The 13,667-nt window shown below is 59.2% G+C and carries 12 protein-coding genes; 6 read left to right on the forward strand and 6 right to left on the reverse strand.

What is annotated here, in order from left to right; genetic code table 11:
- Positions 1 to 1,046 (reverse strand): acyl-CoA dehydrogenase family protein (locus ACESMK_RS17360; protein ID WP_373001435.1); only part of this gene is annotated, 1,046 nt, incomplete at its 3' end.
- Between the two features lie 2 nt (positions 1,047 to 1,048).
- Entirely contained in the window at positions 1,049 to 1,681 is a 633-nt protein-coding gene (locus ACESMK_RS17365) for a TetR/AcrR family transcriptional regulator (protein ID WP_104321109.1), read from the reverse strand.
- Between the two features lie 272 nt (positions 1,682 to 1,953).
- Between ACESMK_RS17365 and ACESMK_RS17370 the strand changes: the two genes are divergently transcribed.
- The 5 genes from ACESMK_RS17370 (at position 1,954) to ACESMK_RS17390 (ending at position 8,022) form a co-directional block, all read left to right on the forward strand.
- Positions 1,954 to 2,175, forward strand: coding sequence for a hypothetical protein (locus tag ACESMK_RS17370; protein WP_064229770.1), 222 nt, complete (start codon positions 1,954 to 1,956; stop codon positions 2,173 to 2,175).
- 346 nt (positions 2,176 to 2,521) lie between these two features.
- Positions 2,522 to 3,358 (forward strand): lipase secretion chaperone, encoded by an 837-nt coding sequence (locus tag ACESMK_RS17375; RefSeq protein ID WP_373001437.1) that lies wholly within the window; start codon positions 2,522 to 2,524, stop codon positions 3,356 to 3,358.
- 141 nt (positions 3,359 to 3,499) lie between these two features.
- Entirely contained in the window at positions 3,500 to 4,519 is a 1,020-nt protein-coding gene (gene hemB / locus ACESMK_RS17380) for a porphobilinogen synthase (protein ID WP_373001439.1), read from the forward strand.
- A 50-nt stretch (positions 4,520 to 4,569) separates the two neighbouring features.
- Complete coding sequence (gene ppk1 / locus ACESMK_RS17385; RefSeq protein WP_373001441.1) at positions 4,570 to 6,711, forward strand: polyphosphate kinase 1; 2,142 nt, start codon at positions 4,570 to 4,572, stop codon at positions 6,709 to 6,711.
- A 21-nt stretch (positions 6,712 to 6,732) separates the two neighbouring features.
- Complete coding sequence (locus ACESMK_RS17390; protein ID WP_373001443.1) at positions 6,733 to 8,022, forward strand: DUF945 family protein; 1,290 nt, start codon at positions 6,733 to 6,735, stop codon at positions 8,020 to 8,022.
- A gap of 58 nt (positions 8,023 to 8,080) precedes the next feature.
- On the opposite strand, the gene coaD is transcribed toward ACESMK_RS17390, so the two are convergent.
- The 4 genes from coaD to ACESMK_RS17410 form a co-directional block, all read right to left on the reverse strand.
- The gene (gene coaD, locus ACESMK_RS17395) at positions 8,081 to 8,557 is read right to left on the reverse strand and encodes a pantetheine-phosphate adenylyltransferase (protein WP_008173494.1); all 477 of its coding nucleotides are present in this window, start codon (positions 8,555 to 8,557) and stop codon (positions 8,081 to 8,083) included.
- Positions 8,558 to 8,894: 337 nt separating this feature from the next.
- The gene (locus ACESMK_RS17400; RefSeq protein WP_373001445.1) at positions 8,895 to 10,484 is read right to left on the reverse strand and encodes a GMC family oxidoreductase N-terminal domain-containing protein; all 1,590 of its coding nucleotides are present in this window, start codon (positions 10,482 to 10,484) and stop codon (positions 8,895 to 8,897) included.
- A gap of 27 nt (positions 10,485 to 10,511) precedes the next feature.
- Positions 10,512 to 11,150 carry a hypothetical protein gene (locus ACESMK_RS17405; RefSeq protein ID WP_373001447.1) on the reverse strand — a complete coding sequence of 213 codons (639 nt, stop codon included), beginning with the start codon at positions 11,148 to 11,150 and terminating at the stop codon, positions 10,512 to 10,514.
- A 169-nt stretch (positions 11,151 to 11,319) separates the two neighbouring features.
- A complete protein-coding gene (locus ACESMK_RS17410; protein ID WP_373001449.1) occupies positions 11,320 to 12,765 on the reverse strand; it encodes a coniferyl aldehyde dehydrogenase in 1,446 nt (481 codons plus the stop codon).
- A 192-nt stretch (positions 12,766 to 12,957) separates the two neighbouring features.
- Here ACESMK_RS17410 and ACESMK_RS17415 point away from each other — a divergent pair, with 192 nt between their 5' ends.
- A complete protein-coding gene (locus tag ACESMK_RS17415; protein ID WP_373001451.1) occupies positions 12,958 to 13,638 on the forward strand; it encodes a TetR/AcrR family transcriptional regulator in 681 nt (226 codons plus the stop codon).
- The last annotated feature ends 29 nt before the right edge of the window (positions 13,639 to 13,667 follow it).

The following is a 13,667-nucleotide window of genomic DNA, read 5'->3' on the forward strand; positions in this document are numbered from 1 at the left end:
GCGCCGAAGGCGCTGCGGTGACGGCAGTGGTGACTGGCCTGGGCGATGGCCTGACGCATGCCGGCGGAGCTTCCGATCATGCAGTCGAAGCGGGTCATGGCCACCATTTCGATGATGGTGGGTACACCACGGCCTTCTTCACCAACCATCCAGGCCAGGGCACCGCGCAGTTCGGCTTCGCTGGAGGCGTTGGCGACGTTGCCCATCTTGTTCTTCAGGCGCTGGACCTGCCAGGGGTTCTTGGTGCCGTCCGGGCGCCAGCGGGGCATCAGAAAGCAGGACAGTCCCGCCTGTGTCTGAGCCAGAACCAGGAAGGCGTCGCACATGGGCGCAGAGACGAACCATTTATGGCCCACCAGCTCATAGGCCTGGCCGGGGCCTCCTGCGCCGATCGGATAGCCTCTGGTGCTGTTGGCACGAACGTCACTGCCACCCTGTTTCTCGGTCATGGCCATGCCGATGGTGACCGAGGTTTTCTGGCCGTCTGGCAGGTTACGGGGATCGTAGCTGTCGGCCAATATCCGGGCTTCCCAGTCCGCCGCGAGCTCCGGTTGTTTGCGGATCGACGGAATGGCGGCGAAGGTCATGGTCACGGGGCAGCAGTGGGCGGCCTCAACCTGGGAGTGCATGTAATACTTGGCGGCGCGGGCCACATGGGCGCCCTGACCGGGATGGCTCCAGGGGCTGCTGTGCAGGCCATTGTCGAAGGCAATCCGCATTAGCTCGTGATAGGCCGGATGGAAGTCCACTTCGTCGATGCGGTGGCCAAACCGGTCGTGGGTATTGAATACCGGCTTGTTGGCGTTGGCGCGGAAGCCAAGATCGATAGTCCCGGCAGCTCCGGCCAGGGCGCCGAATGCCTTGAGGTCCTCGGCGGCTTTGCCGGCACCTTCCCGGAGGGCAGCCTCCTGCAGAGCGACATCCTGCTCGAACAGGTTGTAGTTCTCCAGAGCCGGGGGCTGATTGAAGACCTCGTGAGTGCTGGCCAGGTAACGGTCATCCTGATCAGTTGATGGCATGTCGGGCCGGGGCTGCCGCGCGTTCATAGCTACCTCCTGGTGCCGGTCAACCCCTGCATACAAAAGCGGATGATGGAATTGACCAGCGGGTCATTGTTGTCTTCTGTTGCGCTGTTTTCCTGGCTGGTTTGTGTTGGTGACAGTGGGCCAACCAGGCTTTCCGCGATGGCGCCGACCAGGCATGTACTGCTCTGGCGGGCGTCCTGATCCGGGATGCATTCTTCTTCAATGCCTTCGCGGATCGCTTTCTCGAACAGATTGGCGTAGGCCTTGCGGTACGCCAGCCGTTCCTCCTCAACTTTCGGGTCGACCGGCTCGGCAATCAGTGACCACGCCATTTGCGGGCCTTTCAGCGCCCGCTCGGCAAATTGTCTCAGGGCCCGCTCCAGCCGCTCGGCGCCATTCCCGCCAGATGCCAGGGCTTCGGCGACCTTGTCGACTTCCCGCTGGGTCGCCAGTCGGAAAATTTCGGCGAACAGGTCTTCTCTGGACTCGAAATGCCGGTAAATAGTTCCTGTGGCAACACCGGCCAAGCCAGCGATACGGGTCACCCGGGCGCTTCTGAAACCGCCTTCGGCCACGCACTGATAGGTGCAGTCCACGATCCGTTTTCGCGCCTCGGCCTTACGCTGGCGCATTTTCTCCGTTTCTCGATAGGCCATTCCGGCTCCCTATAAGCAGTGAATCACTATTCATTTCTTGTGTCAATTTTTTGAGCTACAGACGATTATAAAATTTCCTGATACAATTCAATTGGTTGTTGATAGTTACAAAAAATTACAAAAAAGACGTTGCCAGGAAATAGCGTGGTCACAAAAAGCAGATTATAAAGACGCCAAGACGAAGCCGCAGGCGGTCGTTCGTCGATACGGAGTGAGGTTCCCTGCGGGGTCGCAGCACTCGACCATCTGTTTTCGTTGATGGAGAAAAGATCATGAGTGAATTCGACGAAAGCAACCTGGAGCAGTCCGGAAGCTGGACCAGCGACAGTGACGACAACCATTCCATCGCCGGCCGCGCGCGGGTTCGTGCGCAGTTGCAGGCAGACATCGAGGCGTTTTTGAGCCAGGGCGGGAAAATACAGGAAGTGGATACCTCCTTCCGCTCTGACACTCCGCGTAAAGTGGAAGTGGGTTTTAACAACCGCTCCCTCTGAACGCTGGCATGACGGTCCGGGGCGTTCCGCCCCGGCCCTGTTTTTGATCCCGGTCTCGGTATGGCTTGTCAGTCTGGTTTATCCTCGTTTTCTATTACCCTGTCCCGCTAACCGGGGCAAATCGCCAGTCACCCGATGATTCCGGACCCCTGTGGCCATGACATCCCGTATCCGTCTTTTTCTTATATTACCCGTGATAATAGCAGTTGTCGGCGGCTTCTGGCTGATGGGCAGAGATCCGGGAGGGGCGGCCGGACCGGCCGATTCGGGATCGGCGAACGAACCTCCGGTATCCGTTGCTGCCCAAGAGACTGGTGGTACAGGACCTTCGGAACTGGTTGGCAGGGTGTCTTCGGTCGATGTTCCGGAGCAGGTGCCCCCCTCGCTTGCCGGCACTTCGGTCCCGGGTGGCTGGGCGCAGACCGATCGGCACGGGAATCTGGTACCAACCCCACACCTGCGGCAACTGTTTGAGTATTTTCTTTCGGCCCTGGGCGAGGAGACGCTGGAACAGTTGGTGGCCCGCATCGAAGCGGCACTCTCGGCACTGGAGGAGCCAGCAAGGTCCCAGGCTCTGGCGACCCTTGGTGCCTACCTGGAGTACAAACTTGCGGTTTCAGAGCTGGAGCAGAGTTACAGTCAGGTGTCCGGGCTTGAAGCCGGGGAAATGCAGCGGCGTATGGCCGAGATTCAGGCCTTGCGCCGGACCTGGCTGGACGCGGATACGGCTGACGCTTTCTTTGCCGATGATGAGGCGGTGGACCACTTCCAGATAGAAAAGCTGAAGATTGCCGGAGATGACAGCCTGACGGACGCGCAGAAAGCTGAGGCTTTGCAACGGGCCGAGTCTTCGTTGCCTGCCCCTCTGCGGAAGGCCAGGGAGGAAACCCGCCGGTTTTCTGACTATGAGCAGGCACGTCTGGCGCTGGCCGATGATCCCCGGGCCCTTGAGGCCTGGCGGCAGGAGGCCTTTGGTGAGGAGGTGGCCGGTAAGCTGGCCCGGCTTGAGGAAGAACAAAAGGACTGGGACAGTCGCTGGCAGAGCTATTCCCGGGACCGGCACCGGCTGATGTCGTCCGGGCTGGCAGCACCCGAGCGCCAGGAGGCACTGGAACGGCTCAGGGCAAGCTACTTCAACGAGACCGAACGAATTCGTGCCGAGGCGCTGGATTCGATCCGGTAATCAGTCTGTCATTTAATCGCTTTATCCTGCTGAGGGAGTCTGCAACCAGCGGCGCTGGCCGTGTATGATGGCGCAAAGGGCGCCCGGCGGATGCCGTGACGGTCCATCAGACTTTTTGTTCAGCCATTCAGGAGGTTGTCAGTGCCGATTCCGACTCCCCGTGCTTTTCCCGCCACCCGTCTTCGCCGTAACCGGGCCAGTGACTTTTCCCGTCGCCTGGTTCGGGAAAACCAGCTCACGCCGGACAACCTGATCTATCCGGTGTTCGTGCTGGAGGGTGAGGGCCAGCGGGAACAGGTGCCTTCCATGCCGGGGGTGGAGCGTCTGAGTATAGATCTGCTGGTGGAGCAGGCGGCGGAGCTGGTGGACTTGGGGATCCCGGCCATTGCCCTGTTTCCGGTGGTTCCGGTTGAGAAGAAAAATCTCTCCGGCTCCGGGGCCTGGGATTCCGACGGTCTGGCCCAGAGAGCGGTTCGCGCCCTGAAAGCCGCCCATCCGGAACTGGGTGTGATTACAGACGTGGCGCTGGACCCGTTCACCACCCATGGCCAGGACGGCATCATCGACAATGACGGGTATGTTCTCAATGACGTAACCATCGAGGCGCTGGTCAATCAGGCGCTTTCCCATGCCGACGCCGGCGCCGATGTGGTGGCACCGTCAGACATGATGGATGGGCGGATTGGCGCCATTCGCGAAGCCCTGGAGAACGGCGGCCATGTGAATACCCGGATACTGGCCTATTCTGCCAAGTACGCATCAAGCTATTACGGACCTTTCCGGGATGCGGTGGGTTCGGCGGCCAACCTTGGCAAGGGTAACAAGGCCACCTATCAGATGGATCCGGCCAACGGCGATGAGGCATTGCATGAGGTCGCCATGGACCTGGCCGAAGGCGCGGATATGGTGATGATCAAGCCGGGTATGCCGTATCTCGATATCGTGCACCGGGTGAAGACGGAATTGCGGGTGCCGACCTTTGTCTATCAGGTCAGCGGTGAGTACGCCATGCACATGGCTGCGGCCCAGAACGGCTGGCTGGACGGCGATGCAGTGATGATGGAAAGCCTGATGGCCATGCGCAGGGCAGGTGCCGACGGCATCCTCACTTATTTTGCCGTGCGCGCGGCCCGATTGATGCGGGATCGTCAGAACGGATAAGCCAAGCAAGTCATTCGCCGGTAGCGGCGAACACACTGGAATCGAGGAATATGACAACGGAAACGGCGAAGAATCAGACGGCAGGGGATGAGCGGAGTGTGCCTGCGCCGGTAGAGGTACCCCCGGTTGGTGAGGAGATCAACCTGGATGCCAATGAAAACTACTTTAACCGGGAGCTGAGCCAGCTCCAGTTTAATTACCGGGTGCTCAAGCAGGCCCTGGATACCACGCACCCGCTGATTAACCGTCTCATCTTCTGCTGCATCTTCAGCAGCAACATGGACGAGTTCTTCGAGATCCGTGTGGCGGGGCTTCGGCAACAGATGAAATACGGCCGGGAGACGGTCGGTGCCGACGGCATGATGCCGGACCAGGCGCTGGCGGAAATTAGCCGGGTTGCCCACGAGTACATTCGCGAGCAATACGACATACTCAACAATGTCCTGATTCCCGAGATGGAGCAGGAAAACATCCACTTTGTAAGGCGCCGTGAGTGGACGCCGGCGCAGGCGGAGTGGGTACGCAACTATTTTGAAGAAGAGATTCTGCCGGTGGTCAGCCCCATCGGGCTGGATCCGTCACACCCATTCCCCCGCCTGGTAAACAAGAGCCTGAACTTTATCGTGGAACTGGATGGCAAGGACGCCTTCGGCCGGGAAACCGGCATGGCGATCGTGCCGGCTCCCCGTTCGCTTCCGCGTCTGGTGCGGCTGCCCGACGATGTTTGCAACGGTGGCGAAAACCTGGTGTTCCTGTCGTCCATGATCCACGCCCATGCCGATGAACTGTTCCCCGGCATGGAAGTGAAAGGCTGCTATCAGTTCCGGCTGACCCGCAACGCCGACCTTGAGCTTGAGGACGACCTGGAGGACCTGGCCTCGGCCCTGCGCGGTGAGCTGCTCAGCCGCCGGTTTGGTGACGGGGTGCGTCTTGAGGTTGCTGACAACTGCCCGGAAGAGCTGGTGCAGTTCCTGCTCAAGGAGTTCGGTCTGACCGAGCGGGATCTTTACCAGGTGCATGGCCCGGTCAACCTGACCCGGCTGATGGCGGTCGGTGGGCTGGTGGACCGGCCGGACCTTACCTATTCCGGCTTTTCGCCGTCGATCCCCAAGCAGATCCGCAGCAAGGAATCGATGTTCGACGCCATCCGCAAGCGCCCGATCCTGCTGCTGCATCCCTATGAGAATTTCAGCCCGGTGGTGGATCTGCTGCGCCAGGCCGCCAAGGACCCCCAGGTCCTGGCGATTCGACAAACCCTCTATCGTACCGGCGCCGATTCGGAAATCGTGGAAGCCCTGGCGGATGCCGCGCGCCGTGGCAAAGAGGTTACCGCAGTCATCGAGCTGCGGGCCCGTTTCAGCGAGGCCGAGAACCTGGAGCTGGCCAGCCGGCTGCAGGAGGCCGGGGTGATCGTGGTGTACGGCGTTGTGGGCTACAAGACCCACGCCAAGATGATCCTGATTGTCCGCCGCGAAGAGGGTCGGCTGCGTCGTTATGTGCACCTGGGCACAGGCAACTATCACGCAGGTAACGCCCGTCTTTACACCGATTACAGCTTCATGACCTGCGACGAATCCATCAGTGATGATGTCAACAAACTGTTCCAGCAGCTGACGGGCATGGGCAAGGCCCTGAAGATCAAGAAGCTCTTCCATTCGCCGTTCACCCTGCATTCGCGCCTGCTCAGCCTGATTGAACGCGAAGCGGGTTACGGTGAGGATGGCCGGATTATCTTCAAGTTCAATGCACTTACGGAGATCCAGTTGATCAAGGCACTTTACCGGGCCTCCCAGGCGGGTGTGAAAATCGATCTGATTATCCGTGGTATCTGCTGTCTGCGTCCGGAGGTGCCGGGTCTTTCCGAGAACATTCGGGTAAGATCCATCATTGGTCGTTTCCTTGAGCACACCCGGGTGTATTACTTCGGTAATAATGGTCGACCGGATGTGTATTGCTCGAGCGCTGACGGCATGGAACGGAACCTGCTCAGCCGTGTGGAAACCGCGTTTCCCCTGGATGATCCGGAGCTGGCTGCCCGGGTCAGAGAAGATCTGGACACCTACCTGGCCGACAATTGCCAGTCCTGGGTGTTGCAACCGGACGGCAGTTATATCCAGAACCAGCCTGCAGAAGATGAAGAACGCCTGGCCTCCCAGCTTGTTTTGCTGGAACGGCTGACTGGAAAGACCTGATTCCCGAACTGGAGAAAGCGTTTGAATGCCAAATGGATGATTGCCGGCGCCGGTGTGCTGGTTGTGGCGGGCGGTCTGCCCTGGGTTGTGGGGTACGTTACTGAACAGCAGTGGCAGCAGGCAACGGAGGAGGTGAACAATTCACAGCCGTTCCTGCGCCTGGAAACTGATGATTATCAGCGGGGCATGCTTGGAGCCCGGTTCACGGGTTCGGTGAACCTGAAGAATCCGGAAACCGGAGAATCCCGGCAGTTCGCCTATCGCGCCAATGTAACCCATGGGGTGACCGGCAGTCTGATGGATTTCCAGCCCGAAGATGGCTGGTCTTCCGGGGATACCGAGTGGTTTTCGGATGAGGAGCCAAGGCTGACCCTGGAAACCCGACTCTGGGGTACCGCGGTGCTGGAACTGGAAGCGCCTCAAATGAGCGTGACAGACGCGGATACCGGGGAGACGCTGACCTCAAGCGGTGGTTTGGCAAGAATCGAGATCAGTGACGCGGGTACCCAGGCTGACGCTTTGATGGTGTGGCCCGGATTGGCCCTGTCAGGTCCTGACGTGGATATCCGGGTCAGTGACTTCCGGCTGGAACAGACCATGAGCCACCTCACCGGTGATGTCTGGACCGGCTCCGGCGAGATTGTGGTGGATTCTGTTGCTGTTACGGCAGGGCAGGAGCCGCCCTTCAGCCTGCAGGATATTTCGGTTCGCAGCAGCAGCGAGCCCGTGAATGATGGCGAGCGTCTGGATTCACAAATGGCCTTTGAGGTTGCCGGGGTGTCAGTGGCCGATGACCGTTACGGCCCGCAGCGGCTGGTGTTCGCACTGTCGGGCCTGGATGTGGCGGCCTGGGGTGGCCTGACGGAGAGCCTGTCCGCATTGCAGACGCTGGCCATCAGCCAGACGTCCGGCGGTCCGGAATCGTTTGAACAGCAGATGGTTGCCATGCAGCAGGTAAACACCGCCGTACGTGACCTTGCTGCTGCCGGGTTTTCGGTTGGTTTTCCGGAACTGACCATAACAACCCCGGAAGGCGTGATCGAGGGCAGCGCCCGGATTACCCATCCTGAGCTGACTGCGGATCAGAAAGCCGAGATGCTGATGGTGATGCAGCAGCTCACCGGGGAAATGGGCCTCAGTCTGCCTCTGGCCCTGGCGGAGGAATACCCGGAATTCCAGATGCAGCTGGCGCCCATGATCAAGCAAGGGCTACTGGTCCAGAAGGGGGACCGATTGGTTCTGAATGCCAGCATGAATGATCTGATGCTTGATGTGAACGGGGTGGAGATTCCTCTGCCGCCGTTGCTCTGAACCCTGATCCAGTGTCAAAAAAAGCCCCGTTCCTCGGGGCTTTTTTCTGTCTAGAGGCTTAGCTGAACTTCTTTTTCAGGGCTGCCTCTACTGCCGGGTCGACAAATTCCGAGACATCCCCGCCCAGGGATGCGATCTCCCGGATCAGGGTGGAGGAGATGTAGGACAGGTGATTGGCCGGTGTCAGGAATACACTCTCCACTTCCGGCGCGAGGCGACGGTTCATGTCGGCCAGCTGGAATTCATATTCAAAATCGGACACGGCGCGAAGGCCACGCAGGATCACGGTGGCGCCCTGTTCACGGACGAAGTCGGCGAGCAGGTTGCTGAAGCCGGTAACGCTGACATTGGGGAGGTGCGCAGTAGCCTGGCGGACCAGTTCGCAGCGTTCTTCCAGATCGAGAAGTGGCTGTTTCTTGGGGTTGTAGGCGATGGCGACGACGATTTCATCAAACATTCTGCCGGCCCGTTCGATCAGGTCGGTGTGGCCGTTGGTGATGGGATCGAAGGTGCCCGGATAGATGACTTTGGACATGCACAGCTCCTTTCTTTGCAAGAGCCTAGGATAGCAGCATTTTTGGGCCACCTGTAGTTGGCGGCCAGGGCATTGGTAAATGCATGTTGGCTATGCGGGTGGTGCCAGCTGGAAGCGCTGATCCGGGAAACGCTACGAGCACCCCTTCGGGGTCCGGCCAGCAATCACAGATTGCTGTCGTTCGCCTGCGCATGAAGCTTCGCTTCATAATCGCTTGCCTCACCCATGTGCGCTTGAGCGAAGCCATCCCTGGCTTCTCACATTCCCGGATCAGCCCTTCCAGCCGGCCCTATCATCCCCGTGCAAGTCTCCCCGACTGGCAGCGTTAGCCGGATGATCAAGACAGTTTCTGCGCAAGCCTGGTGCTGTTTCTTGCGGCTAAAGCGTAAACCGATAGCTGCGGGTTTGCGCCGATGCTGGTGGGGAAGATGGAGGCATCGTGGATGCTCAGATTGCTGACGTGGTGGTGTTCGCCAAAGCCGTTGACGACCGAGTCTTGCGGATTGCTTCCCATGGCGCAGCCGCCCATCTGGTGGGCGGTGAACAGGCGGGCCCGGTGGGGTGCCATGGGGAGTTGGTTGATGGCGGCTTTGGCGTCGGCCCAGTTGGTGTACCAGTCGGAATCCAGGTGCATGAGGCGGACTTTGTCGGCGCCGGCGGCGAACTGGATTTCGGCCATGGTGTGGAAGGCTTCGCGGATGCCGGTCCAGAGGTAGTCGGTGACCGGGTAGTCCAGTACCGGGCTGCCGTCGTCTCGCAGCGACACGGTGCCGCCGGGGCTTTCAGGGTGGAAGCCGTCCCGGAGCAGGGCGATGACGGATTGCATGTAGGGCAGGCCGGCCATGTTGTTGATCTGGTTCTCGCCGTGGCCCGGGATGACACCGCTGGACATTCCCGGGTGCAATGGCGGTACCTCCAGTTTGTAGCCAACCGGGCCGTCAACGCCGTTGCGGAAGTTGAACTCGTCCGAGTAGATGGACTGCGGAGCGCCATAGTATGGTTCGACTCGTTGCGGCATCTGGGCCACGGTGGCGTTGACCGGGTGGATGAACGACCGCTTGCCGATGCGTTGGTTCGGGTCCGGAATCTCGGAGCGAAGGAGCAGGCCGGGGCTGCCGATGGCGCTGGCGGCGACCACGAAGTGTCTGGCTTTGAGCGTGACTTTGACCCCGGTCCGAGTCACGCCATCGGTCGCGAACGCGGAGGCTTCCAGGTGGTCGATCTGGTCCTGTTTCATGACCAGGCGGTCGGCGCGCAGGCTGTGGAATAACCGGGCGTTGTTATCGAGCGCGCCCGGGATGGTGGTCATCAGGGCGCCCTGTTTGGCGTTGGTCGGGCAGCCGACGCCGCAATAGCCCAGGTTCCAGCAGCCTTTGACGTTGCGGGGAATGATCTGCCAGCTGTAGCCCAGTTTCTCGCAGCCCTGGCGCAAGATGTCATTGTTGACGTTGGGGTCTGCCTGCCAGGGCGACATGGAATGCCGTTGTTCCCGGCCATCAAACCAGGGCGCCATGGCGTCTGGCCGGAGTTCTTCCAGGCCAAACCGCTCGGCCCAGTAATCAAGGGTCGGTGCTGGTGTCCGGAAGCTGCTGGTCCAGTTTACGGTGGTGGAACCGCCCACACAGCGGCCTTGTAAAATGGCTATGGCGCCATCCCGGGTTACCCGGCTCATGCCCTCCTGATACAGATTGGCATAGGAGGTCTGCTCGTCCATTTTGAAGTCTTTCTGGTAGTAAAATCGGCCCTCTTCCACAAGAATTACCGATAACCCGCTGCGGGCGAGAATTTCTGCTGTGGTGCCGCCACCGGCACCGGTTCCTACAACAACAACGTCGGCTTCTGTGGTCAGGTTCTCGGTCAGGTGGGCGCCGTCGGTGACCTTCCAGCCGGATTCCAGGCCCTGGGCAATGCGATCGGTTAATGACATGGTTGGCTCCGTCAGATCAGCTGGCAATCAGGCATTTTGAAATTGTGGCAATGCGTCGACCGCGTATTGCGGCGGTCCGGGATAACCGGACAAATGCCAGAAATCCCGGTAGCCATAGAATGCCACGTTGCTGATCTTGGTCAGCGCAATGTAGCCGTTGTTGAACAGCCCGATCCGGCTCGTACGCCAGCGCTCCAGAAACGCATGGGCTTCCTCTGTGGTTACATTTGGCCAGCTGGACCAGACCCGGGCAACGGTCACCCGGGTGAGCCCGAAGTTCAGCAGATCGAACAACCGCCGCAGTTCCTTCTGGTTGGCCGGCCCGAATTTGTGGATGCCGGCATCAATCCGCTCGATTGTCCCGGCAATTGCACTGTTCCTGGCCTGGGGCTGCTCCGGCAACCCCGGGCCAATCATGGCCGGCAACAGGGCCTCGAACAACGCAATGTCCTCCTTGGTCAAAAACCGGAACTGGTAACTGGCATCCATCCGGGTGCCAACGGCACTCAGCCGACCCGCCGGCTGCGTGGCACAACCGCTCAGGCCGGCGGTCACACTGACGGTACCCAGAAACAGAGCGCCGCCCAGTCCGGTTTTCAGAAAGCTTCGGCGATCAATGTTGGTTAGCTGGGATTGATCTGACGGATCAGAGGTCGCGTTGTTCATGAATCGCTTCTCTTTATTGTTTTTGGATAGCGGGGAAAATGCCGAATCGTCGAGGGCTGGTAGCCCCTTCCAAAACTGTGCAAAACAGGGATGTTTTGCTCAAGCCTACACGGACGTATTCACGGCGTGTTTTGGAAGGGGCTACCAGCGCTCGACAGATTCCCGGGTCTCAGCGGATAAAGAACTTGTAAACCATCTTGTGTGCAGTCGTTCCGTGGGGCGCGTAGACAAACTTGCCGCTGTTGAACTTCTGCTTGGTGAAAATGGCCCGGTGATGGGAGAAGGTCAGGAACCCTTCGCGGCCGTGGTAGTGACCCATGCCGGAATCCCCGATGCCGCCAAACGGCAGGTCGTCCTGGGCCACATGCATCAGGGAATCGTTGATACACATGCCGCCGGAGTGGGTGTTATCCACCACATGCTGCTGCTGGGTCTTGTCGTAACCGAAGAAATACAGGGCCAGGGGCCGTGGACGGTCATTGATATAGTGGATCGCCTCATCCAGGCTGCCATAACTGACGACTGGCAGAATCGGGCCAAAGATTTCATCCTGCATCACTTTCATATCCGGCGTAGTCTTCAGAACCAGCGTCAGCGGGATCTTGCGGGTGCCGTCCTTAAGGTTTTCCCGGGCCGGATTGATCTCCACCAGCTCAGCACCTTTCTTCCGCGCGTCCTCCAGGTAGCCCTGAAGACGATCATACTGTCGCTCGTTGATGATGGCCGTGAAATCGTCGTTGTCCCGCAGACTCGGATACATCTCGGAAAAGCGGGAGCGGAATTCGTCCACAAACGACTGAACCCGGTCGGCCGGGCAGAGCACGTAGTCCGGCGCGACACAGGTCTGTCCTGCGTTGAACGCCTTGCCGAAGGCAATTCGCTGGGCCGCGTCTTCCATCGGGATATCCGGCGATACAATGGCCGGTGATTTGCCGCCCAGCTCCAGCGTGACCGGTGTCAGGTTCTCCGCGGCCGCCCGCATGACCAACTTGCCCACAGACGTGGAACCGGTAAACAGCAGGTGATCAAATGGGCGTGACGAGAAGTCCGCCGCGACATCGGCCTCACCATTGATGACCGAGACCAGGTCCTCCGGAAAACTGGCTTCGATCAGTTCCTTGAACAGGGCGGAGGTGTGGGGTGTGTATTCCGACATCTTGATCATGGTGCGGTTGCCCGCAGCCAGAGAGGCGACCAGGGGGCCCACCGCAAGATAGAGGGGGTAGTTCCAGGGCACGATCACTCCCACTACACCCTTGGGCTGATAGTGGACCTTGTTGCTGGCCGGTTGGAACAGAACGGATACGTGGCGTTTGGACGGCTTCATCCAGCCGCTGAGATTTTTCAGCGTGTAGTTGATGCCCTGGATGGATGGCATGACCTCGGCAATCAGGGACTCGTCCTTCGAGCGGCAGCTGAAATCACGGTCAATGGCATCCAGAAGCCGATCCTGATTATTGAGCAGTACCCGCTTCAGGCGTTTCAGGTTTTCCTGCCGTTCGGTCAGGGAAGGCATGGGATTGTTACGGAACGCCTTTTTCTGATCCCCAAACACCCGGTGAGTGTGCTGGATCTGTTTCTTGCTCTCGGTGAGCTGGACGACAGTGGCTCCCATGATGCTTTCTCCTCTTTGGCGCTGATCAGAGTCAGTCAGCGACCTGTTATCTCAGGTATTGAACGGTTGGCGAAAAAGTGTTCAATTTGCGTCTGAGGGTATTATTAGAGTATATACTCTAGTGAGTCAAGCGGAGGCGGGTGGCGAATCAGGCCATCTGTGAGCTTTACAACAACAAACGCCGACGGGTCTATGAAGACAAGAGACAAAATACTGCTCTCCAGCCTGGAGTTGTTCAACGAACGGGGTGAGCGCAATGTCACCACCAATCACATTGCCGCGCACCTGGCGATCTCGCCGGGCAACCTCTATTACCACTTTCGCAACAAGTCGGACATCATTTACGAGATCTTCCTGGAATACGAAAAGCTGGTGGATTTCTATCTGGACATTCCGGAAGACCGGGCCATGACCCTGGATGACATGACCTTCTATCTGGAGTCGGTTTTTGACGGTCTCTGGAGTTACCGGTTCTTCCATCGGGATCTGGAATATCTTCTGGACAGCGACAAGCGGCTGCGACAGGACTATCGCGACTTCACCAACCGCTGTCTGGCGTCAATCAGTCGGATCTTCGAGAAGTTGGCGGAAGCGGGCATCATTGAGCCGCAGGAGGAAGACCTGCGGTCGGCCATGTCGCTGAACGTATGGCTTGTGATTACCAACTGGATGGCGTTCCTGAAAACGGCCCACGCAGCCGAAGAATCGGCCTGCCTGACGCTCACTGAGCTGAAACAGGGCATCTACCAGGTGCTTACCCTCGAGATTCCCTACCTGACCCCGGCCTACAGGGACCGGGTGATGGCGCTGAGAGAGAAATATCGGCCGTCACTGCACGACAGGGGCGATATGGATACCACTGTGTGTAAGTGAAACCCGAAAATATGGTCAAAAAATGATCT

The sequence above is a fragment of the Marinobacter sp. genome (genome assembly GCF_041687235.1).
Classification (GTDB): Bacteria; Pseudomonadota; Gammaproteobacteria; order Pseudomonadales; family Oleiphilaceae; genus Marinobacter.